The 24050-nt window shown below is 35.1% G+C and carries 22 protein-coding genes; 12 read left to right on the top strand and 10 right to left on the bottom strand.

The window, feature by feature from the left end:
* From J6V67_RS04535 to J6V67_RS04580, 10 genes are all read right to left on the bottom strand, one after another.
* A partial coding sequence (locus J6V67_RS04535) for an SDR family NAD(P)-dependent oxidoreductase (RefSeq protein WP_291859405.1) occupies positions 1-678 on the bottom strand: 678 nt, incomplete at its 3' end.
* A complete protein-coding gene (locus J6V67_RS04540; RefSeq protein WP_291859408.1) occupies positions 668-1369 on the bottom strand; it encodes a CDP-alcohol phosphatidyltransferase family protein in 702 nt (233 codons plus the stop codon). The genes J6V67_RS04535 and J6V67_RS04540, both read right to left, overlap by 11 nt.
* Positions 1366-2103, bottom strand: coding sequence for a hypothetical protein (locus J6V67_RS04545; protein WP_291859412.1), 738 nt, complete (start codon positions 2101-2103; stop codon positions 1366-1368). Before J6V67_RS04545 ends, J6V67_RS04540 begins: the two co-directional genes overlap by 4 nt.
* Positions 2093-2320: a phosphopantetheine-binding protein gene (locus J6V67_RS04550; RefSeq protein ID WP_291859416.1), complete on the bottom strand. Its 228-nt coding sequence runs from the start codon at positions 2318-2320 to the stop codon at positions 2093-2095. Before J6V67_RS04550 ends, J6V67_RS04545 begins: the two co-directional genes overlap by 11 nt.
* Positions 2313-3785 carry an amino acid adenylation domain-containing protein gene (locus tag J6V67_RS04555; protein WP_291859420.1) on the bottom strand — a complete coding sequence of 491 codons (1473 nt, stop codon included), beginning with the start codon at positions 3783-3785 and terminating at the stop codon, positions 2313-2315. Before J6V67_RS04555 ends, J6V67_RS04550 begins: the two co-directional genes overlap by 8 nt.
* A gap of 100 nt (positions 3786-3885) precedes the next feature.
* Complete coding sequence (gene rpoD, locus J6V67_RS04560) at positions 3886-5748, bottom strand: RNA polymerase sigma factor RpoD (protein ID WP_291859423.1); 1863 nt, start codon at positions 5746-5748, stop codon at positions 3886-3888.
* Between the two features lie 224 nt (positions 5749-5972).
* Complete coding sequence (prpD, locus tag J6V67_RS04565; RefSeq protein ID WP_291859425.1) at positions 5973-7427, bottom strand: 2-methylcitrate dehydratase; 1455 nt, start codon at positions 7425-7427, stop codon at positions 5973-5975.
* A 10-nt stretch (positions 7428-7437) separates the two neighbouring features.
* A complete protein-coding gene (locus tag J6V67_RS04570) occupies positions 7438-8565 on the bottom strand; it encodes a citrate/2-methylcitrate synthase (protein ID WP_291859428.1) in 1128 nt (375 codons plus the stop codon).
* Positions 8562-9446, bottom strand: a complete 885-nt coding sequence (gene prpB / locus J6V67_RS04575; protein ID WP_291859431.1) for a methylisocitrate lyase — start codon at positions 9444-9446, stop codon at positions 8562-8564. Before prpB ends, J6V67_RS04570 begins: the two co-directional genes overlap by 4 nt.
* Complete coding sequence (locus tag J6V67_RS04580) at positions 9443-11359, bottom strand: propionyl-CoA synthetase (protein ID WP_291859467.1); 1917 nt, start codon at positions 11357-11359, stop codon at positions 9443-9445. Before J6V67_RS04580 ends, prpB begins: the two co-directional genes overlap by 4 nt.
* Positions 11360-11596: 237 nt before the next feature.
* Between J6V67_RS04580 and J6V67_RS04585 the strand changes: the two genes are divergently transcribed.
* The 12 genes from J6V67_RS04585 (at position 11597) to J6V67_RS04640 (ending at position 23894) form a co-directional block, all read left to right on the top strand.
* Positions 11597-12520 carry a hypothetical protein gene (locus tag J6V67_RS04585; RefSeq protein WP_291859434.1) on the top strand — a complete coding sequence of 308 codons (924 nt, stop codon included), beginning with the start codon at positions 11597-11599 and terminating at the stop codon, positions 12518-12520.
* A gap of 209 nt (positions 12521-12729) precedes the next feature.
* On the top strand, positions 12730-13971 hold the full coding sequence (locus J6V67_RS04590; protein ID WP_291859437.1) for a major outer membrane protein: 1242 nt from the start codon (positions 12730-12732) through the stop codon (positions 13969-13971).
* Between the two features lie 615 nt (positions 13972-14586).
* Positions 14587-15156, top strand: coding sequence for a c-type cytochrome (locus J6V67_RS04595; RefSeq protein WP_291859440.1), 570 nt, complete (start codon positions 14587-14589; stop codon positions 15154-15156).
* Between the two features lie 20 nt (positions 15157-15176).
* Positions 15177-16442: a major outer membrane protein gene (locus tag J6V67_RS04600; protein WP_291859443.1), complete on the top strand. Its 1266-nt coding sequence runs from the start codon at positions 15177-15179 to the stop codon at positions 16440-16442.
* 160 nt (positions 16443-16602) lie between these two features.
* Complete coding sequence (locus tag J6V67_RS04605; RefSeq protein WP_291859445.1) at positions 16603-17721, top strand: ABC transporter substrate-binding protein; 1119 nt, start codon at positions 16603-16605, stop codon at positions 17719-17721.
* A 193-nt stretch (positions 17722-17914) separates the two neighbouring features.
* Entirely contained in the window at positions 17915-18964 is a 1050-nt protein-coding gene (locus J6V67_RS04610) for a flagellar basal body P-ring protein FlgI (RefSeq protein WP_291859448.1), read from the top strand.
* Complete coding sequence (locus J6V67_RS04615) at positions 18964-19257, top strand: rod-binding protein (protein WP_291859451.1); 294 nt, start codon at positions 18964-18966, stop codon at positions 19255-19257. Before J6V67_RS04610 ends, J6V67_RS04615 begins: the two co-directional genes overlap by 1 nt.
* A 58-nt stretch (positions 19258-19315) precedes the next feature.
* On the top strand, positions 19316-19516 hold the full coding sequence (locus J6V67_RS04620; protein ID WP_086224076.1) for a flagellar biosynthesis anti-sigma factor FlgM: 201 nt from the start codon (positions 19316-19318) through the stop codon (positions 19514-19516).
* A 37-nt stretch (positions 19517-19553) separates the two neighbouring features.
* A complete protein-coding gene (flgN, locus tag J6V67_RS04625) occupies positions 19554-19997 on the top strand; it encodes a flagellar export chaperone FlgN (RefSeq protein WP_291859456.1) in 444 nt (147 codons plus the stop codon).
* A 1-nt stretch (position 19998) separates the two neighbouring features.
* Positions 19999-21855 carry a flagellar hook-associated protein FlgK gene (flgK, locus tag J6V67_RS04630; RefSeq protein ID WP_291859459.1) on the top strand — a complete coding sequence of 619 codons (1857 nt, stop codon included), beginning with the start codon at positions 19999-20001 and terminating at the stop codon, positions 21853-21855.
* Complete coding sequence (locus tag J6V67_RS04635; protein WP_291859461.1) at positions 21855-22628, top strand: TIGR02757 family protein; 774 nt, start codon at positions 21855-21857, stop codon at positions 22626-22628. Before flgK ends, J6V67_RS04635 begins: the two co-directional genes overlap by 1 nt.
* Positions 22629-22679: 51 nt before the next feature.
* Entirely contained in the window at positions 22680-23894 is a 1215-nt protein-coding gene (locus J6V67_RS04640) for a glutamate-5-semialdehyde dehydrogenase (RefSeq protein WP_291859464.1), read from the top strand.
* The last annotated feature ends 156 nt before the right edge of the window (positions 23895-24050 follow it).

Consider the following 24050-nt stretch of genomic DNA (forward strand, 5'->3'; position numbering starts at 1 on the left):
ATCAGCAACTTGACTAGGCTCAATCAACCCAAGTGGCATTATCTCTTTTAATCGTTCATCTTGAGTTTCTTTAGATATAAATTCGCTAGTAAAGCCCTCATACATCGGTGTATTGACAAATAATGGCGCTACAGCATTTATGCGAACTCCTTTTTTAGAATACTCTTTAGCCAAACTTCGTACAGCTGAATTTAGCGCAGCCTTACTAGCACTATATACGCTTAGACCAGGCTCAGCACCAAATGCAGCCATAGAACTAATAGCTACTATACTAGTATCCCCCTTGATATATCTGCTATGCTTTAGTGCAGATTTTGAAAGCGCAAAAAATGTTAATAGATTTATATTTATCAGCTCATGCATTTTGGCTAAATTTAGATCACGCAGTAGCATTGGATTGAGAGCTCCAGCACTATGAATAAAGCCATTTAGTTTAAATTTACTAGCAAATTCAGCCACAGCGCTCTCAATACTATCTAAATTATTAGAGTCAAAGACTGCTACATTATGACTGGTTTGACTTATTAAGCTTAGTTCATTTTTGAGTGAATTTAATCTTTTAATATCCCTACCAAGCAATAAGAGTCTAGCACCCTTTTTAGCTAGAGTACGAGCTATACATTTACCTATACCTGATGTGGCACCAGTTATGATATAGGTTTTGTCTTTAAAGTCCATCTACCCCCCCCCTTAATTTTTTTTGTATTTTTAAATTCAAATTTAACTCAAAAAGTCTATAAATGATATCTAAAATATATATCACCCCAAGGATATAAAAGCAAATTTCAAACTCGCCGCTAAATACCCCAAAGGCTAAAATCCAAGCTAATAAACTCGCATCAATCCCGAGTAAAAATCCACGCTCTAAAAGCCACTTTTTTAACCCAAATCGGTGAATATTTTTAAGCTTTTTTAGATGAGCATGGATAAAATGCTTACAAAATTGCTGATGAAAAAGTAAAATAACGCATATAAAACTCACTAAAAAAGCATTAATATCATATAAATATCCAGCCAAAACTATTAAACCAAACCACGCTATATAATCACTAACATAGTCCATATAATGACCCAAAGTGCTACTTTGCCCCCTAAGCCTAGCAAGCATTCCATCTGTATGATCAGCTAGGCTATAAATAAGATAAAAAATCCCACTAAGAACATTATATCCATTATAAAGCAAAGCAAAGCTTAGCAAAGCACAAGCCATACCAAAGATTGTAATTAAATTTGGCGTAATAGCTGTATGCAAGAGTGGAAGCAAGATAAATCTTTTGATTATCAAAACTCGCCAAATATACTCAGTTATATAGTAAGTCGGACGACTCTCTAGGCGCTCAGATTTTTTTAGTTTTTCATCTAAATTCATGGTTCAATTGGTAAAAACTCACCCCAAATTTGGGCTACGCTTTTATATGCTTTTTCTATATCAGAGGCAAATTCATGCGTATTCCACGCACGTCTAAGCACCATTGCCATCTCCACTTCATTCCAAAACTCAGCTAACTTATTAGGTGCGATATCATCAATGATATATGTGCCAAATTTAGCTTTTATATAGTTTTGCAAATGCTCTACTGCGATATTTGCTGCCATAAATATAAATATATAATTTGGATCTTTTAAAAGATCTTTTAAATTGGTTTTTAGCATATCTTGAGTTTTTTGTCTATTTTGCCTTATAAGAGTACAAGGATGAGATTTATCACTAAAGAATAGATCAAAAATCGTCCCATTAAAAAATCCTAAAATCTCACCATTTGGGCTAACTTTAGGTAAGATCGGATATAGCTTGCAAACTAATGGACGATTGGCGTGAGGATTACAAAGCCCCTTTTTATCACAGTGAAGCCAGTGTAGAGTGATAGTTTGACCGCCTTTTAATCTAAATTTCTCGCTTTTTTTAGCTACTTCCATACCATCTATAGCGCCTGCTTTTAGATACTCTTGATACTCTATATCAAAAAGTGGTAAAGCTATGAAATTTGAGCGAATTAGCTTAAAATTTTCATTAGTAAATCCAGCACAGCAATACCCAGCGCAACTCTCATAGCACTTTGGGGCGTAAATATACTCTTTTTTATAATCCATTTTATACTCCATATGCCTCTTTTATCATCTTATCTAATGCAGCGATACTTTGGAAATTCTCTGCACTTAAAAACTTTGCATCTAAATCCTTCCCATATCGTGCCGCCATCGCAGCGACTAAAGAGATAATATCAACGCTATCAATTAGCCCACAATCTAGTAAATTTGAGCTATCATCGCTAATATCATCTCTACCAATCTCATTTAATAAAATTTTAGCTTCACTCATTTTTTAGCGCTTCCTTGTCAATTTTTCCATTTTGATTGAGTTTAAATTTACTTTTATGAATAAATTTGCGTGGGATCATATACTCTTGGAGTTTTGATTTTAAAAATTCTTTTAAATTCGTAATCACATTAGTACTCTCATAAAATGCAATGATTTGATAATCTTTAAAAATGCATGCAACTCTATAAATATCAGGATGCGCCCCAAGTGCAGTCTCAATCTCGCCAAGTTCAATCCTAAAGCCATTGAGTTTAATTTGCGAATCTTGTCTACCATAATATATCAAATCACCAAATTCATCATATGCTACGATATCACCAGTTTTATAGATTGGCTCAGCATAGCTACTTTGTAAAGGATTTTGGATAAAAGCCTTAGCTGTCCTAACTGGGTCATTATAGTAGCCATGGCTTAGACCTGAACCTCTGATGTATAGCTCGCCTTTTATATTTGGTTTAGTAATAAGTTTCATATCTTCATCAAAGACTAAAAGTTCAGTATTGCTAAAAGCCTTACCAATTGGTAAAATTTCATCATCTCTAAGCTCTCTATTAACCATATAGTATGAGCTTGCTAGAGTAGATTCTGTAGGGCCATAAAGGTTATAGAATTTAGCATTTGCAATGGCTTTTATCCATATATTTAATTGCTTAGTTGGCATCATTTCACCGCAGGCAATTATCATTTTTAGGCTAGAGTTTAGATTATTTAAGGCGTTTGAATTTGCAAAATATACTAAAACGCTAGGCACCCAGATTATAGTAGTTACTCTATTTTTTTGTAGATATTCAAGTGCGTGAAGTGGAAAGGCAAAGATAGATTTAGGCAAAATATGAGCCGTTGCACGAGCAAATAAATTTACATAAATATCAAAGACGCTAAGATCAAAATAAAATGGCGCTTGATTAGCGATTATATGACTCTCATCGATTGCTAAATCATTCACACAAGCAATGGTAAAATCTATTAGGCTTTTATGGCTGATACTAACGCCCTTTGGCTCACCAGTGCTTCCGCTAGTAAATAGCGTATAGGCTAAATCTGTATCAATAATTTTAACACTATTTAAAATGGTTTGATCAGGTTTAAAATCTGGTAAGTCATCAATAAAAATGGTTAATAAATCCAAATTTAGCGCTAAATCCTTGCTAGTAATAAGCAAAGTAGGGCAGAGTGTGCGAATTATTTTATTGATTCTCTCAAGTGGCATATTTTCATCTATTATAGTATAAAAATTACCACTTTTTAACACTCCAAAAAAGCTAATAATAGCCTCAATTCCTTTTGGTAGGATTATTAAAATTGGTGATTTATTGATATTTAAATTTAAAATTTGTGTAGCTAGGGCGCTACTTTTCTCATCTAGGCTAATATAAGTTATAGAGTCACTAGGTGTGATAAATGCTAGCTTTTGCGGTACAGCCTTAGCGCTTTGGCTTAGTATTTTGTGAGCTGAGTTTAGCATATTTTACCCCTAGAATTTAGCGTATAGGGGGGGGTAGAGCCTTTAAATTTAATTCTTTGGCATAGTGATTTAAATTTCAAAGCACACAACCCTTGCAAATTTACCCCTCAATATAGTTTTTTAGTTTGCGACCAACTTTTGGGTGTTTTAGTTTTTTAATAGCTGAACTCTCAATCTGTCTAACACGCTCCCTAGTTACATTTAATTCCTTGCCAATCTCTTCAAGTGTTCTATCGCTCTCATCATCTAATAGACCAAATCTCATTCTAATTACAGCTTTTTCTCTATCATTTAACTGATCCAAAACCTCATCAATCTGTTCTTTTAAATCAGCTTTTAATATTGCTTCCATCGGGCTTAAAGAGCTTTTATCCTCTACAAAGTCACCATATTTACCATCATCTTCGCTACCTATTGGAGCTTCTAGGCTGATAGGTTCTTTTGTGATTTTTATAACTTGTTTGACCTTATCAACACTTAGGCCAACCTCTTTAGCAATAATTGAAACATCTGGTTCTTTGCCTTCTTCTTGGACATATTTTCTATTTATCTTATTAATTCGGTTAATAGTTTCAATCATATGGATTGGAATTCTAATCGTACGAGCTTGATCAGCGATAGCACGGCTAATAGCTTGTCGTATCCACCAAGTAGCATATGTAGAGAATTTAAAGCCTTTTTTATACTCAAATTTATCTACGGCTTTCATTAGGCCGATGTTGCCCTCTTGGATTAGATCTAAAAATGGCAAACCACGGTTGGTATATTTTTTAGCGATACTTACTACTAGACGTAAATTTGATTTAGCCATTTTGGCTTTAGCATCATCGCTAATATTTTTCCCTTTTTTGATCTGATTTAGGATATTTTTTAGATCTTTTGGATCAAGGTTAAAACCTGTTTTACTAGCTTCTTTAGTTTGAAATAGCTTTTTAATCTCCATATAGGTAGATACCATCGTAGCTTCTGGAACTCTAGCTATTACATCTTCTTTGCTTAATTTAGTGATATCTTTTAGAATTTGTTGATGATTTTTTTTCAGCTCAGCGCTAAACATTGGTAGTCTATACTCTAGTCTTTTTAGCTCTTTATCAAAATCTGTATCACTCTTTAATGCTGTCTCAATAGATTTTACAATCTCATTGATTAATTTACTAGTTGGGCCCAAATCCATTAGCTTGTCTTTTAAGACCTTTTTTTTGAATGTTAAATTTAGTTTTGCACTTAGATCAACTTCGTTTTCTATAGAGATATTTTGTTTTGAAGCGATTTTTAGCCAATCTTTTTTGGCCTTTTCTAATGCTTTGAAACTTTCTATTACCTTTTCAGCTCTTTTATCAAGCTTTTTAGGCTGTTTTTGTATCTCATTTGACTCATCATCTTCTATGTAATCCTCTTCGATATCATCGTCATTTTCTTCATCAGCTTCTTCTTCATCAAAGCTTCTAAATAGCTCTTTTACACGACGCTCTCTATTGATTAATGGCTCTTTATAGTCTAAGATAAAATCAATTAGATATGGAACAGAACAAAATGCATCAATGATAATATCTTCGCCTAGTTCGATTTTTTTACTAATTTCAATTTCCTCTTCTTTGCTAAGAAGTGGGATCTGTCCCATCTCACGCAGATACATACGAACAGGGCTATCTGAGCGACTCCACTCAAGTAGATCGCTCTCGCTACTTAGGTCAAACTCATCCTCTAAATTAGCTTCGCTAGCTTTTTGCGGGTCTGTTATAGCGGATTTTTTTGCTTCTTGAATGGTCTTTTGCTTAGCAGCTTCGACAGCGCTTATAAGCTGAATTTTGTGTAATTCAGCTAGTGATTCTATCTTTTTGATCAGTCCTGCGGTTGGGGCTTTGTCAAATAGTCTTACTAACTGCTCAAATGTTACATAGCTTTTTGCATTTTCACGAAATAGCTCTTCAATTTGCGCAAACATCTCTTTGGCTGCACTCATCAAAATATCCTTTGTATAGGCAAAATAAAGTCAAGGATTATACCCAAAAATTGATTAAATAATATTGAAATTAAATTTTTTATATTTTTAGCGATGTTTTATTTAGTTAAATTTTTTTGGGTTAAATTTAGTGGTTTTATAAGGTAAATTTGGATCTAGAGTTGGTGGTAAATTTATTAGTAGAATTTAAAAATTATAGCCTAGGATCTCTCCTAGGCCTTTTTTTAACCTTGCCAAAATAGATCGCTAAATTCGTTAAAATTATAGCTTTCTAAAGCTCTTTGGTCATTTACTAAATCTTCTATAATTTTGCAAGTTTTTGGGCTAAATCTTGTAGCTAGATTTGCTTTAAATTTTGCTTTTAGTAGTGGAATACCTTCATCTCTTCTTCTTTTGTGGCCTATTGGATATTCTACTTCTACTTTTTGAGATTTTGAGCCATCTTTATAGTAAATCTCAACTGCATTAGCAATGCTTCTTTTATCGCTATCTAGATACTCTTTTGTATACCTTGGATCTACTACAACCTCCATTTTATCTCTTAGAGCATCTATGCGTGGATCGCTTGCTACGCTATCTTCATAATCATCAGCTACAAGTCTGCCAAATATCAAAGGAACTGCTACCATATATTGAATGCAGTGGTCACGATCTGCTGGGTTTGCTAGTTCTCCAGTTTTATTGATAATTCTATGGCCTGATTCTTGAGTAGTGATAACGATTTTTTCGATATCATCTAGGCGATCTTTTACTTCGTTATGAAGTGCCATAGCACATTCAACCGCAGTTTGAGCGTGGAATTCAGCCGGGAAGCTGATTTTAAATAATACATTTTCCATTACATATGAGCCAAATTCTTGTGGTATTACTAGTTTTTGGCCTTTCATTTTAACATCTTCAAATCCCCAAAATTTCGCACTAAGTGCAGATGGATAGCCCATTTCACCACTTTTTGCTTTTAATGCTAGATCCACGCCACGACTAGATGCATCGCCTGCTGCCCAGCTTTTGCGGCTACCTGTATTTGGTGCATGGCGATATGTTCTTAGTGCGCCACCATCTATGAATGCATTTGATACTGCGTTGCGAATCTCATCATAATTGCAGCCAAGAAGCTTAGCAGCAACAGCAGTTGAAGCGATACGAACTAATAAAACATGATCTAAACCAACTTTATTAAAGCAGTTTTCAAGTGCTAGAACGCCTTGAATTTCGTGTGCTTTTATCATAGCTTCTAAAACAGTTTTAACTTTTAGCGGAGCTTTGCCTTGTGATAAATTTTTGCGACTTACATAGTCAGCTACCGCCCAAATAGCGCCTAGATTATCGCTTGGGTGTCCCCACTCAGCTGCTAGCCAAGTATCATTATAGTCTAGCCATCTAACCATTGCACCCACATTAAAGGCTGCACGGATAGGTTCAAGCTGATATGATGTACCAGGAATTTTGCTTCCTAGTGGGCGAAACTCAGCACCCTCAACGCTAGGGCCAAGCAGCTTAGTACAAGCTGGATATTTAAGTGCTAAAATACCACAACCAAGCGCATCAATCATAGTATATTTAGCAGTTTCATATGCTAGTTCACTAGTAATCTCAAAGCTATCAGCATATTTTGCGATTTTGCTTAGTAACTCATCAAATTCAGGGCGTTTAGCCTCTAATATTCCCATATTACTCATTTTTATCTCCTTATCTTTGGTGTATTTGTATAAATTTCATTGGCTCTGGCCCAATATAGTTGCTACTTGGGCGGATTAGTTTATTATTTGCTCTTTGTTCTTTGATGTGAGCGCACCAACCACTAACCCTACTCATAATAAAAATCGGAGTAAAGTATTCAGTTGGAATTCCCATAAAATGATACGCCGAAGCACTATAAAAATCCGCATTTGGTGGTAGGCTAGGGCGTTTTTCTTTCATTACATTCTCAATTGCCTCGCTAATTGCAAATAGCTTATGATCGTTGCTTAGTGCTTTTGACCATTTTTTAATAACTGCATTTCTAGGATCACCTCCAAGTCCATAAACCCTATGTCCAAATCCCATTAAAAGCTCTTTATTTGCTAGTTTATCATTTACTCCGGCTATAGCCTCTTCTACATTATCAAAACTAGAAATTAGCCCAAATGCAGCCTCATTTGCCCCACCATGAAGCGGCCCACGAAGCGCCCCAATAGCTCCAGCAACTGCTGAGAATATGTCGCTTTTTGTAGAAGAGCAAATTCTAGCAGTAAATGTAGAAGCGTTAAATTCATGCTCAGCATATAGAATTAATGAACAGTGCATTGCTTTGATAAATTCAGCCGGTGGCGTTTTTTGATGAAGTTTTTCTAAGAAATATCCAGCAATTGTATCTTGCTGACTTGCAAACTCAATCTCAACTCCATTAGTTATATAATTATGCCAAAAGCAAATTACACTAGGAAGCACACCAAGTAATCTTATAATCTTCTCATCTTGATCGCTAAAATCCTCTTTTTCAGCCTCAAGTGTGCCAAGTAGTGCCACAGCACTTTGGCAGACATTCATTGGATGAACGCCTTTTGGAATGAGCTTTAGCATAGCTTTTAGCTCTGGGCTTAAGGCACGAGCTGCTATAATCTTGCTTTTATACTCACTTAACTCTATAGTATTTGGAAGTTTAGCATATTGAAGTAAAAATGCAACCTCTTCAAATTCGCAATGCTCTGCAAGATCTTCTATAGCATATCCATAGTAATTAAGTCCATTACCAGTACCACATGTACATATTGCGCTCTCACCAGCTATAACTCCAGCTAGTCCGCCTTGTTTTTTTGTTGCTTCGCTTATGCTCATTTTTTATCCTTTGCAAATAGTTGATCTAGTTTGTTTTCAAATTCATAATAATCTAGCATTTGATATAGCTCTTCACGAGTTTGCATAATATCTAATACATCTTTTTGGTGACCATTTTTAATAATGCTATTAAATACCTCAACTGCTGCTTTATTCATCGCTCTATTAGCTGATAGTGGATATAATACTAGCTTTATACCTACGCTTGCTAATTCACTTTGAGTAAAGTACGGAGTTTTACCAAATTCAGTTATATTTGCTAAAACTGGCACTTTTAACGCTTTTGTATACTCTTGATACTCTTGTAGCGTATGTACTGCCTCAGCAAATATCATATCTGCTCCAGCTGCCTCATAGGCTAGGGCACGCTCAAGGGCTTTTTGTTGTCCTTCCATAGCATGAGCGTCAGTTCTTGCCATTATTACAAAGTTCTCATCAGTTCTAGCATCTAATGCAGCTTTTAGTCTATCAGTCATCTCTGCTATACTTACAAGCTCTTTATTTGGTCTATGTCCGCAGCGTTTTTGAGCTACTTGATCTTCTATATGACAAGCAGCAGCTTCAGCTTTGATTAGCTCTTTAATAGTTCTAGCAATATTAAAAGCCCCACCAAAGCCAGTATCAACATCAACTAAAAGTGGAGTCTCAACCCTTGATGTGATTCTTCTAACATCTATTAAAACATCTTCAAGGCCTACAATTCCAAGATCAGGCAGACCATAGCTAGCACTTGCTACACCGCTACCTGAGAGATATATAGCTTTTGCGCCTAGTTTTGTAGCTTGTAGTGCGCTATAAGCATTTATCACGCCTAAGACAGCAAGCGGACTATTTGAATTTACAGCTTCTCTAAAACTTTTACCTGGACTTTTTATACTCATTTTTTCTCCTTTATTATTGGGTAACCAAGCGTGGCAATAACCTCTTTACAATGGTCTAATACACTAGCATCTTCTATAGTAGCTGGTATTTTGCATTCGACACCATCAGCTAACTCTTTTAGACTTTTGCGTAGGATTTTGCCACTTCTTGTTTTTGGCAATGCATCTACTACACATGCAAGCTTAAAGCTAGCTACCGCACCTATCTCTTGACGGATTAGAGATATAGCGCCATCTACAATTCCTCTATGGTCTCGCTCTATGCCTTTTTTAAGCACGATAAAACCCATTGGAACCTCACCTTTTAGATCATCATTTACACCTATTACTGCACACTCAGCAATATCAGGGTGTTTAGATATGATCTCTTCCATCTCTCCAGTAGATAGCCTATGGCCTGCTACATTGATAATTCCATCCATTCTGCCTAAGACATATACATATCCATCTTTATCTATATAGCCAGTATCACCTGTTAGGTAATATCCTTTAAAATGATCTAAATAACCCTTTCTGTATCTCTCATCATTTTCCCAAATTCCCATTAAACACGCTGGCGGAAGTGGAAGCTTAAGACATAAAGCGCCTTTTTTGCCTGGTCCTAACTCTTTGCCATTTTCATCAAGAACTTTTAGATTAAATCCTGGCATTGGCTTTGTAGGGCTTCCTGGTTTGATTGGCATCTCTTCTAAGCCTAATGGATTAGCTACTATTGCCCAGCCAGTTTCTGTTTGCCACCAGTTGTCTATTACTGGTTTTTTTGTTACTTTCATTATCCATTTTAGTGTATCGCTATCACATCTCTCACCAGCTACAAAGATAGCTCTAAGACTATCTAAATTATAGTTTTTAATGAGTTCACCTTTGGCATCTTCTCTTCTAATAGCACGAAAGGCAGTAGGAGCTGAGAATAGTACATTTACCTTATACTCATCTACAATTCTCCAAAATGCCGCAGGGTTTGGTGTGCGAACTGGCTTGCCTTCATATACTATAGTAGTACAGCCATTCATCAAAGGCCCATAAACTATATATGAGTGACCTACAACCCAGCCTACATCACTAGCTGCAAAAAATACATCACCAGGCTTAGCATTATAAATATTATCCATCGACCACTTCATAGCAACACTATGGCCACCATTTGATCTAATAACCCCCTTAGGTGATCCAGTTGTGCCTGAAGTGTATAGAATATAGAGTGGATCAGTAGCTAAAACTGGTACACAATCTACGCCTTTAGTTTTTTCTTCTTCACTCTCCCAATCAATATCACGCCATGGAAGCATATTTGCCCTATATTGTGGTCTTTGCCAAATTAGGCAGGTTGTTGGCTTATGAGATGATTGCTTGATAGCTTCATCTAATATTGGCTTATATGGTATGATATTGCTTACTTCTATACCACAGCTAGCACTTATTACAACTCTTGGCTTAGCATCTTCAATCCTAGTAGCTAGCTCATGAGCAGCAAATCCACCAAATACAACACTATGAATAGCGCCGATTCTCGCACACGCTAGCATAGCAATAACAGCCTCAGCAATCATAGGCATATATATTACAACTCTATCGCCTTTTACTACGCCTTTATTGGTTAAAATTCCAGCAACCTTAGCAACTCTATCACGCAACTGTCTATATGTATATTTTTTCTTTGTATCAGTTACAGGCGAGTCGTATATCAAGGCTAGTTGGTCGCCACGATTATTGTGAATATGTAGATCTAGAGCGTTGTAGCAGCTATTCATACAACCACCTACAAACCATCTATAATGCTCACCACTATCATCTAGGACTTTGTCCCACTCATTGTACCAATGAACCTTTTGAGCAGCCTGCGCCCAGAAATTTTCTGGTTCGTTAATAGAGAATTCATAAGACTCTTGATAAGGGCTATGACTCATTTTAATCCTTTCTTGCTTCGTTAGTGCAATTATAAGGGTTTAAAAAGTAAATTAAAATGGTAAATTTTGTTACAATTTGTAAATTTATGCTCATAAAATTTGAAAATTGCACAAAATTTATACAAAATTTAGTTAAAATGTTGCATAATTTAGCAAGAATTTTGAGATAAAATTTGCGTAAAATTTGATTAAATTTTTTATTGTGTTACGATTAGTAACATTTTATAAAATATGGAGGTTAAAATGCTAAATGCGATGGAGAGATTTATAATAATATTTGAAAAATCTAAGCTATCAATGAGTAAATTTGCAACAATTTTGGGGAAAGATCGCCGAACTTTACTATCATGGATAGAAAATAGCGATAAAAAATCCCCAAGCGATGAGGTAAAATCGCTTATTTGTAGCCATTTTCGTTATAGTAAAGATATTTGGGAGTGCGATGAGAGTGAATTTTATCGTTATATTGATGGGCTTGATGATGGAGATTTACGCCTTATTGATGATGGTTATGAGAATTTGCTAAAGTATATTTATGAAAATGAAAATGAAGGCTCTCTGATTTTACACCCGACATTTCCAAATCCAGCATATAGAGATTTTGTAACTAGTAGTGTTTATAAAGATTTTGATAGCGATGAAGCTGCACAATATCGCAAAAAGCGTGGCCTAAAGATGCGTGCATATAGTTTTGGGGCGGCTGAGTGGTATAGTATTAAGTCTTTGTTGGAATTTTGCTTTGCAAATATTGGAAATTTCTATACAAAAGAGCAGAAAATTCAAATTCTAGAACTGATGATTGTTACTTTTCGTGACAATCTTAATAAATCTATATATTTTTTTGATTCATATGATAAGAAAATTTACGGCCTTGATATGTTTTATCTATCGGTAAATCCTAAAGAAAAACGAATGTTTTTAAAGCTTCCTCTTGAGACTGCAATTGTCGAGATTAAAAATAGCGATCTTATTACTAAAATACACACTCACTACACACACGCTAAAAAATGCCCCGCCCATATCGATCCAAAAGATGCGGTTATGATTATGGAGTTGATTTTAAATTCTTTAAAGGATAATGAGAGTTTAGAACAAACCTGCGATAAGATAGACAAATTTAGCCCCTATGGAGCGATTTTTAAAAAGGCAATTAGTAGAAGAGTTTAAAAAATTAGCAGATTATATAGTATAATTGTGTTATGGGGATATGTCATAGGGTAGCACCCCTATTTTATAGCCTATTTGCTGCTTAAATCATTAAAATCCTAAAAAGAGTAAAATTTGGTAAATAATCGGTAATAATTTGGCAAAAATTCAGTAAACATTAAGTAAAAAACCATTACAATTCTCAATCCAATATTTTACAAGGAGATAAAATGAAATTAGTTAAACTAAGCTTAGCTGCAATCGTAGCTGCAGGTGCTTTAACAAGCGTAGCAAGTGCTGCATCACTTGAAGAAGCTATTAAAAATGTAGATGTAACAGGTTTTGCAAGATATAGATTTGATAGCAAAGATAATAATACTGGTACAAATAACGCACACAGATTTACATCTGATATCAACTTCAAAGCTGCTCTAGATGACAACTTCTTTGGCGTTATCGGCTTTAGATATGATAGCGTTGATGCTTCAGGTGAGAGAGTTGACGCTCAAACAAATGTAGGCGTATATGATGAAGGTAATCAAGAATTTGGTCAAACATTCAATGTTCGCCAATTCTATCTAGGATATACAGCTGGTAATACTACTCTTACAGCTGGTCGCCAAGTTCTAGGTACATTCTTTACTGATGATATGGTAGGTACTGGTATTAAACTGCTTAATAGCGATATCAGCGGTCTAACTCTAGCTGCTGTAGCATTTGATAACCTACAAGCTGATAGCGATATTGGTACACTAGGTTATTATAGTGAGAATGGTGCACCAGAAAAAGGTGTATTTATTGGATCAAAAGGTAATGAATTAGTTGTTGATAGAAACCTATATGGTGCAGCTGCTATTGGTTCATATGATCCAGTTAGCTTCCAACTATGGTATGCTGCACTTGATAGCGTAGCTCAACTATATGCATTAGATGTAACAGTAGGCGCTAGCCTAGGTGATGTAGATCTAAGCCTACAAGCTCAAGCTGCTGGCTCATCTCTATGGGCAAATAAAGCTGCGTATTATGGTACTGGAACAGCTGTTGATTTAGATGACGCTAAATTCTGGGCTGCTGAATTAGGCGCTAAAGCATTTGGCTTTGATGGTAGCGTAGGTTATGTACAATTTGATACTGATCACATATCTCTAATCTCATTTGAAGATCAAGGAAGCTTTATTGATGCTGGTGAAGATCTACTAAACTACACAGCATTTGCAGGTGATAATAAATACTGGTTCGTAACAGCTGGCTATACATTTGCTGATAAAGTAAGAGTAGGTGCTGACTATGTAGCTGGTGAAGGTTCTAGCCCTGACTTTACACAAGATGTAGATGCATACGAAGCAGTAGCTAGAGTAGACTACAAATACAGCAAAAAACTAAACTTCAAAACTTGGTACTCATACATTGATAGAGACAATGGTAAAAGTGATGCTAAACACCTAAGATTTGAAGCTAGATACAACTTCTAATTATAGAGTTTTATCTTAAATCTTCACAGGAGTCTAGCCTTTGCTAGGCTCCCTTTTTTATACTTTTTATCCATTAAATTCATATAGCTTTATAAATTTCAATCATTACAAACCAAAATGGCTAAAATTGATTTAAAAATATAAAATATTGCAGATTTCTTATAAAATTTGAGTAAAAATTTGAATAAAAGTAGTCAGAAATTACCACAAGGTAATTCATTATTGCCCCGCATAAGCGAGGCTCAAGACTAATAAGCCTTGACAGCTATTATACAAAGTAGTATAATAACAACAATAATGAATTGTGGTTTCATTATCGCTCCTTTTAGGGCGTAAATTTGCCACAAGGGTCGGACCTTGTGGCAAACCCTTAAGCGTGATTATATCCTAAGTTATTTTTAAAATATTGTTATGCTTGCTTATAGTGTGATTTTTTGCGATTTGGATAATAGAATTTATAATTACAAAAGGGTAAAAAATACTAAATAAATTCAAATTTCTTAAAGTCAAATTTAGATAAAATCATACCTTATAATTACTGATTAAAATTTTGCAATGGCTTATAATTGTAATAATAATAAATTGATAATAGTATATTAAAACAAAAGGAAAAAAATGAAAATAACAAAATGGGTGATACCATTACTAATAGCCTCAAACCTAATAGCTGCAAATGATAGCTATATAATAGAAGCTGATGGAGAGTTTGGCAAGGAGCTAAAAGCCCTAGTAGAAAAACACGCCAAAGATAACAATCTAAGCGTAAAAGTATATGAAAATAGCAATAAGCAATCATCTAAATTTGATGATGAAGATGATAGATTTATAAATATCGGTATAAATAAAAGCGCTAGCTACAATAGCGATAAAGGTAAAGAGCTATATGAGAAAAACTGCCAATCCTGCCACGGCCAAAAAGGTACTAAAAGGGCTATGTCAGTCTCACAAAGGCTAAGCGATATGAGTGGAGATGATATAGCTGACTCAATGGCTGGATATAGAGGTGATGCTCAGTATGGCGGTAGATTAAAGTATATAATGAGACCTATTGCTGTTAGGATGAGTCTAAAAGATTTAGGCCATATAATAGCATATTTAAAAGGTGATAACGCCTTTGCTATTGATGAGGATGAAAATGAAAATATCAAAACTACCCCGACTAATCAAGGTAGCTACCTAGAGTAAATTAGCACAAAGGAGATAAAATGAAATTAGTTAAACTAAGCTTAGCTTCAATAATAGCTGCAGGTGCTTTAGCAAATTTAGCAAGTGCTGTATCACTTGAAGAGGCTATCAAAAATGTAGATGTAACAGGATATGCAAGATATAGATATGATAGCACAAATACAAAAGATCCAGAAGGTCAAAGAACAGGTAATAACACAGATAGTACGCATAGATTTACATCTGATATTGATTTTAAAGCTGCTTTAGATGATAGATTTTTTGGTGTTATTGGCTTTAGATATGATAGCGTTGATAACTCAGGTGATAGAGCTAATGCTAGAACAATGGTTGGTCAAGATGATAATGGCTATGATGAATTTGGCCAAACATTCAATGTTCGTCAATTTTACCTAGGATATACAGCTGGTAATACTACTCTTATGGCTGGTCGCCAAGTTCTAGGTACATTCTTCACTGATGATATGGTAGGAACTGGTATCAAGCTACTTAATAGCGATATTAGCGGATTAACTCTAGTTGGTATGGCGTTTGATAACTTACAAAATGATGAAGATATCGGTTTAGGTAGTTTTATATTCCGTCCAAGCGGGGTTGATCATTATGCTAATATATATGATAAAAATTTATATAGCGTAGCTGCTATTGGCTCGTATGACCCAGTTAGCTTCCAAGTATGGTATGCTGCACTTGATAGCGTAGCTCAGCTATATGCTGCTGATGTAACAGTAGGCTTAAATTTTGGTGATGTAGATCTAAGCTTGCAAGCTCAAGCAGCTGCTTCAAGTATGTGGGCAAATACTATTTATGATGGTGAGAGCGATAAAGATCATCGCTTAGATGATGCTACATTCTTAGCTGTTGAGTTAGGTGCTAAAGCATTTGGCTTTGATGGTAGTGTAGGGTATGTGAATTTATATACTCATGGTGATGGTATCTCTTTAATCTCGTTTGAGGATCAAGGGGGCTTTATCACAGCTGGTGAAGATCTGCTAGATTATACAAAATTTGCTTATGATGCAAATATCTACTTTATTACAGCTGGTTATACATTTGCTGATAAAATAAGAGTAGGCGCTGATTATGTGGGTATTAGGGTTGATGGTGAAATTATAAATGGCAAAGCACTTAATGCAGATGCATATGAGGCAGTAGCTAGAGTAGATTATAAATATAGTAAAAAACTAAATTTCAAAGCTTGGTATTCATATATCGATGCTGATCAATACAATAAAAATAAAAAAGATACCAAGCATCTAAGACTTGAGGCTAGATATAACTTTTAATTAATCTTTTTAGGAGCTTAGCTTTAGCTAGGCTCTATTTATACTATTTATCATCTAAACCTAATCATAAATTCAAATTTATTAAAGTCAAATTTAGATAAAATCTTGCTTTATAAATCAAAATTTTGTAGTAAGATAATAAAATATATAAAGGATACAAATGAAAAAGCTTTCATTAATTACTTTGGCTGCTGCGGTGGCTATTAGCTCAGCTGCTGCTAAAGAGATCAAAATAGGCGTAGTCCTACCTATCACCGGTGCAGTAGCAGCATATGGTCAAACAGCATGGGCTGGTATCAAACTAGCTAATAAATTAGAACCAACACTAAAAAATGGAGATACTATTACTTTAGTATTAGTAGATAATAAAGGCGATAAAGTAGAGACAGCTACAGCTACTACAAGACTAGTAAGCGAAGATAAAGTAAGCGGTCTAATCGGTGCAATGGTTACTGGTAATACTCAACAAGTATTACAAATCGCAGATGAAAAAAAGGTGCCTATGATAGCTCCAGCTGCCACAGCTGATAAGCTGTTAGATCGTGCTAAATACGGTGCTAGAGTTACATTTATGGATTCATTCCAAGGGATTAGCTTTGCTTCATGGGCAGTAAGTCAAAATATGAAAACAGCTGTGCTAGTAGTAGATCAATCTACATCATACTCAATTGGTTTAGCAAGAGCCTTTAAAAAAGAGTTTGAAAAACAAGGTGGAAAGCTATTAAAAGAGCTAAAAATCAGTAGTGGCGATAAAGATTTTAAAGCGATAGTATCACAGATAAATAGCTTAAATCCTGATTTAGTATATATGCCATTTTATCATCCAGAAGCTGCACTATTAGTGCGCCAAGCTAGACAAATAGGTGTAAAATCGCAATTTGCTAGTGGTGATGGTGTATCAAATGATACATTTATTGAGCTTGCTAGTGATGCATCAAATGGATATTTATATACAGATGCATTTGATAGCTCAAACCCACCAACAGCTAAATCAAAAGCCTTTGTAGAAGCATATGCTAAAGAAAATGGAGATAGCAATGTACCTGGATTTACAGCGCTTGGTGCTGACTCATACTACTTGATGGTAGATGCAATGAATCGCTGCGCTGATGGTGCTGATAGAGAGTGTGTAAATAAAGAGATCAAAAAGAGCAAAAACTTTGAAGGTGTATCAGGTATAATAAATATCGATAAAAAAGGCAACGCAGAGCGCTCAATAGTAATTAAAGAGATCGCTGGCGGTAAGGCGATGTATAAAGATACTGTAAATCCTAAGTAAGACTTTGAGCTTTTACATAACAGAACCCCACGCCAGTGGGGCTTTAGTGTTTGGTTCTTTAGTGGCGACTTTGTTGCCACGCTAAAAGAGTATTAAAATAAATTTCTATATAAGATAATCAACCCTATTAAATTTGGAATAAAAATTGCTTTAAACACAAGAAATTATTTGAATTTACAAATAAAGGACTTGTATGAAAGCGATCAAAATATTGCTTCTAGCATTATTTATGGCACTTAGCGCACAGGCTGCTATGATTAAAGAGCTAGCTAGTGTTGTAGGTGTTCGTGATAACCAACTTATCGGTTATGGATTGGTTGTTGGTTTAAATGGCACAGGCGATGGTAGTAGTAGCGAATTTACCATTCAATCGCTATCAAATATGCTTCAAACGGTCAATGTCAAAGTCGATCCAGATGATATCAAATCTAAAAATACAGCTGCTGTTATGGTTACAGCAAAGCTTCCTCCTTTTGCTCGTCAAGGTGATAATCTAGATGTTACAGTTAGTTCCATTGGTGATGCTAAAAATTTAATTGGTGGAACACTTTTGCTTACAGCGCTTAAGGGTGTTGATGGTGATATTTACGCTCTAGCTCAAGGCGCCTTAACACTTGGTGGCTCGACTGCAAAGGGTGGAAATCATCCAACCGTTGCAACTATAATGAGTGGCGCTTTGGTTGAAAAAGAGGTCGTATATGATATCTATAATAAACCAAATGCAAATTTAAGTCTAAAAAACTCAAGCTTTCAAACTGCAATAGATATGCAAAATACTATCATATCTAAATTTGGCGCTGGTTCGGCAATGGCGCTTGATCCTAGAACTATTACTTTAACCAAGCCATCTGGTATTAGTATGGTGGAGTTTTTAGCTAGCGTGTTAGAGACCGATATGCACTATAAGGCTGAAGAAAAGATTATAATCGATGAGCGTACAGGTACGGTAATAAGCGGCATAAATATCAAGGTTGAGCCTGTTATAATCTCTCATGGTGCTATTACGATTCAGATTGATGGAAGCGGATTTGATCCGGCTGCACCTGCTGCTGGTGATGTAGATATCGGTAATGTAGCGATTAATGCTAATACAAATACAATTAAAATGAATCAAGGAAATATCACAGTAGCTAATATCACAAGGGCGTTAAATAAGCTAGGCGCAACACCAAAAGAGATTATAGCAATTATTGAGAATTTAAAACGAGCCGGAGCGATCCAAGCTGGCGTGGAGGTGATATGATGAGAGTAGATACAAGCGCAGCACTTAGCGCATATAACGCTGCAAGTACGCAAAATATAGGCAAGACAAAACCTGTTGATGATGTAGCGCTTAGAGAGCAAACTGATGCTTTTGAGGCGTTTTTGGTTAAGGAGGTTTTAGATATTGCATTAAAAAATGAAAATCCGCTATTTCCAGAAGATCCAGGCGATAAGATTTATAACTCTATGTATAATGATGCAATGAGTAAGGCGCTAAGTGGTGGATTTGGATTTTCTGAGTTGTTATATAATTTTTTAAAAGAGAGAGCCTAAATAAAAGTTAAAAATTTCCGATTTAGCTATTGTAAAATATCGCTAAAAAGGATTTACGATGATAGGTTCTATAAAAGCAGGTGCTATCTATAATAGCATCGTAACACCAAAAAACGAAGAGAAAAAAAACGAACAATTAACACAAACTCAAAGTAGTGGTAACTCTAAGATAAAAGAGCTAACTGCGATGATACAAAAAGGCGAGTATAAAGTAGATATAGACGCCCTTTCTAAAAAAATCGCAGACTCTTTGGTCTAAATTTAACTGCTTCTTTGAGTAATCAAAGGAGCAAAATATGGTAAAACACTATCTAGACGAGGCTATATCGGAGCTTGGTGAATTAATAGCAATCACTAAGCAAGATATAGAAAATATTCAAAAAGCTGACCACTCACATGTAGATGACCACAGCAAGAAAAAAACCGAATTAGTCCGAAAATTTGAAAAAACTAAATCTCAGCTTGATAATGAATTAGTTAAACTTGCTCAAGCTAATGCCGGTACAGATTTAGCTAGTATATTATCTGATGAGATAAAAGATAGATTAGCTCAATTAAGAGACTCATTAGAAACTCTCCAAAAAGTTAATAAAGAGTATGCTAAATCAGTAGTTGTGGTCAAAGAATTCTACGACTCACTACTAAAGACGATGCTAGGCGCACAAAATCCAAGCTCATATGGAGATGGGACAAAATCTAGCCTAGCAGATGCTGAAAAACTACTAAAATTAAGGATTTGATATGGGAATTTTTGATTCTTTATACACAGGCGTGAGCGGTCTAAATGCAGCTCAAATTCAAATTCAAGTAACAGGGCAAAATATCACCAATGTAAATAGCGATTACTATACTCGCCAAAGGGTGGTCCAATCAGCTGCTGATCCGCTTCATGCAACTCCTGGCGATATTGGGCTTGGAACTAGAGTTGATACGATTATAAGGATTCATGATGAATTTACCTTTACTAAACTAAAAACTGCATCATCAAATAAAGAGTGCACATCTTATAAAGAGGATATTTTAAAAGAGATTACTCAAAGATTTCCAGATTTGCAAGATACAGGGTTGCTAAATGATATCCAAAACTACTATCAAGCGTGGAATAATTTTGCCTCTCACTCATATGAGTCTAGTCAAAAAGAAAATTTATTAAATATTACAAATACGCTAACTCATAGGGTAAATGATACTGCACTTCAGCTACAAACTATACATAAAAGTATAAATGATGATATTGTACTAGCAGTAGAGGAGATAAATCGCTTAGGTCAGCAAATAGCAGATATAAACAAGCAAATTCAATCAGTCGAGAGTAAAAGTAGCTCAGTGAATGCTAATGATCTAAGAGATAAAAGGGACCAGTTAGAATCTACAATGGCAAATTTAGTCAATATCTCAACATTTAAAAATGATATTATGTCTGATAGTAGATATGGTGGCGCAATGACTGACCAAGGCAAAGATTATACTCTAGCAATTGATGGTATAACGCTTGTTGAAGGGGTAAATTTTCACCCATTAAAGCTAGATACGCAGGCTTCTAAAGATGGATTTGCTACTATATATTATGAGTTAAATGATGAAACTAGAATAGAAATGAGTAATAAAATCACCAATGGCAAGTTAGGTGCTATGCTTGATTTGCGTGGTAGAAATGTAGATGAGCATGGTGACTTTATGGATGGAACTATTACTGATTTTAGAAATAACCTTGATACATTTGCTCAAACTATGATTGTCCATACTAACAATATCTATGCACTATCAGCTCAAGATAAGATGCATAGTATAGATTTAAAAGATATGGATAAGGATATGACGCTACAAAACTATAGCTCATATGTACAAAGTGGGAGCTTTGATGTAGTTGTCTATAATGCCTCAGGGAAAGAGGTCGCTAGAAAATCTATAAATATCGATGCATCAACTACTATGAATGATACAACACAAGGAACATCAATCGTTTCGCAGTTTAATTCAAATGTCGATGGTAATGGCAATAATAATACAAATGATGATTTAGATGATTATTTTGAGGCGATTTATACATTTGACCCAAAAATAGGAATGGGAAAACTAGGCTTTATTCCAAAAGGTGCTGAGGGCGAATATACAATCTCAATTGAAGATAATGGGACAAATTTTGCTGGTGTATTTGGTATGAGTCAGTTCTTTGAAGGAACTAAAGCATCAAATATGCAAGTTGAACAAAGTCTAAGAGCTGATAGTTCTAAAATAAAAGGTAGCAAAGCTCCAATAGATGGCGATAATACTATGGCAAATGAGATGGTATTGCTACAAACTAAACAAGTAGATTTTATCAATAAAGATGGCAGTATAAAAAATGAGACAATTAGTGGATATTATCGCTATTTAACATCAGATATCGCTGGTAGAACTGAATCAGTAATTGCGCTAAATAGTACCAATACATCTCTTCACGCTAGTGTATTTGCTGAGCATCAAAGCATTAGCGGGGTAAATATTGATGAAGAATTATCAAATTTAATTCGCTTCCAAAGTAGCTATGGTGCAGCAGCAAAGATTATAACTACAGTCGATCAGATGCTAAATACGCTCCTATCTGTAAAACAGTAATGAATAGACTAAAACTCGCCCTAGATGATGAACTCTCTAGGGCAAATACTACAAATGGCCTTTATAGCGCTGCTGATCCACTTCAAGTAGCTACTAAATTTAAAACCGATCCAGTAATAACGCTTATTTGTGCGCTTTTTGCTTATGGTAATGCTAGGGCAATTGTAAAGTTTTTAAGTGGATTGGATTTTAATATTTTAAGCTTAAGCGATAAGGATATTTTAGATATTACTTTAGAGAAAAACTATATCTATAGATTTCAAAATAGCTTAGATGTGGCGCAAATTTTTGTAACGATGGCAAAAGCTAAAAGAGAGTTGGATTTAGAAAATATAATACAAAAAGGCTCTCAAAATAGTGCTATTATTTATGGTATAAATATGCTTATTAGTGAATTTTATAGGCTTAATGAGTACCGCTCAAGTGGGTATGAGTTTTTCTTTGGTAAGGAGTTTAAAACTGAACCTAAAAGCCCATATAAACGCTATAATATGTGGCTTAGATGGATGGTAAGAGATAGTGATATTGATCTTGGATTATTTAAAAATATTAATAAATCAAATTTAATCTTACCGCTTGATACACACACTCACAAAGTAGCTCAAGCAATCGGCCTTTGTAGTCGTAAAAGCTATGATTATAAAGCAGCTAAGCAGATTACTGATAATCTATTTTTATTTGATCCAAATGATCCAATTAAATATGATTTTGCTCTATATCGCATAGGTCAAAGCGGTAATTTACAAAAATTTTTAGAGCGGATAAAAGGGTAAATTTAATAAAAACTTGCTAATATAATAGCTAAAAATTAAGCGAGTAAAAATATGGAAAATAGACTAAAAGAGTTAAAAAAAGCTACTAAAAAATTGCAAATTTTAAATCAAAACCAAAGAGCAAATTTAATACAAAAAATAGCTGATGCAATAGAAAATAATATAGCTAAAATTATAGAAGCTAATGCAATAGATTTACAAAATGCTAAGAATTTAAGTCCAGCTTTGCAAGATAGATTAAAGCTAGATGAAGTGCGAATAAAGGCTCTTGCAGATGGGATTAGAGATATAGCGATGTTAAAAGATCCAATTGGTAAAATTCACGATGGTTGGAGTGCTAAAAGCGGATTAAAGATAGAAAAAATCAGTGTGCCTCTTGGGGTGATTGCTATGATATACGAATCTAGACCAAATGTCACAGCTGAAGTAGCTGCTCTTGCTATTAAAAGTGCTAATGGTTGTGCATTAAAGGGCGGTAAAGAGGCTATAAACTCAAATTTAGCCATTGCAAGTATAATTAAAAATAGCCTAGGTGAGTATGGTGGCTGTATAGAGTATTTTGACATTAGTAGAGATGAGGTGCTAGAGTTTATTAGAATGGATAGATATATAGATTTAGTAGTTCCTAGAGGAGGGGAGGGGCTGGTAAAATTTGTAAGTGCTAACTCTTCTGTGCCTGTATTAAAACATGATAAGGGAGTCTGTCATATCTATGTTCATAAGGCTGCAAATATTCAAAAAGCATTAGATATCTGCGTAAATGCTAAATGTTCTCGTCCAGGTGTTTGCAATGCTGCTGAGTGTGTGCTAGTTGATGAGAGTATTGCTGCTAATTTCTTGCCACTATTAAAAGCTAGACTTGATAAATTTAGTGTAAAAATTCACGGCTGTCAAAAGAGTGTTAATATAATAAACTGCCTTGAAGCCACAGACAAAAGCTATTATAATGAGTATTTAGATTTTGAGCTGAATTTAAAAATTGTAGGTAGTTTAGATGAGGCGCTAGATCATATTGATGAATATAGTAGTGGACATAGCGAAGCGATTATAAGCGATGATTATGCTGCTTGTGAGGAATTTTTAAGCCGTGTTGATAGTGCGTGCGTCTATGCAAATGCCTCAACTAGATTTAGCGATGGTGGAGAGTTTGGCTTTGGCGCAGAGGTTGGTATTAGCACCTGTAAAATGCACGCACGTGGTCCTGTAGGCGTAGATGAACTAACGACCTATAAATATATTATTAGAGGTCAAGGCCAGATTAGATAACTATTCTAGCCTAAAGGTGAAAAATTGGCTTTGATATTTGCTATCACCTAATCCACTATACTGCGTGATAGCTGCATCAATATTTCCAACTTCTTGATATAAAAATCCAAGTGCTAGCCTAGCCTCGCTATAGGTTGGGTTAGTAAGTTTAGCAAG

The organism is Campylobacter sp. (assembly GCF_017646085.1).
Taxonomy (GTDB): domain Bacteria; phylum Campylobacterota; class Campylobacteria; order Campylobacterales; family Campylobacteraceae; genus Campylobacter.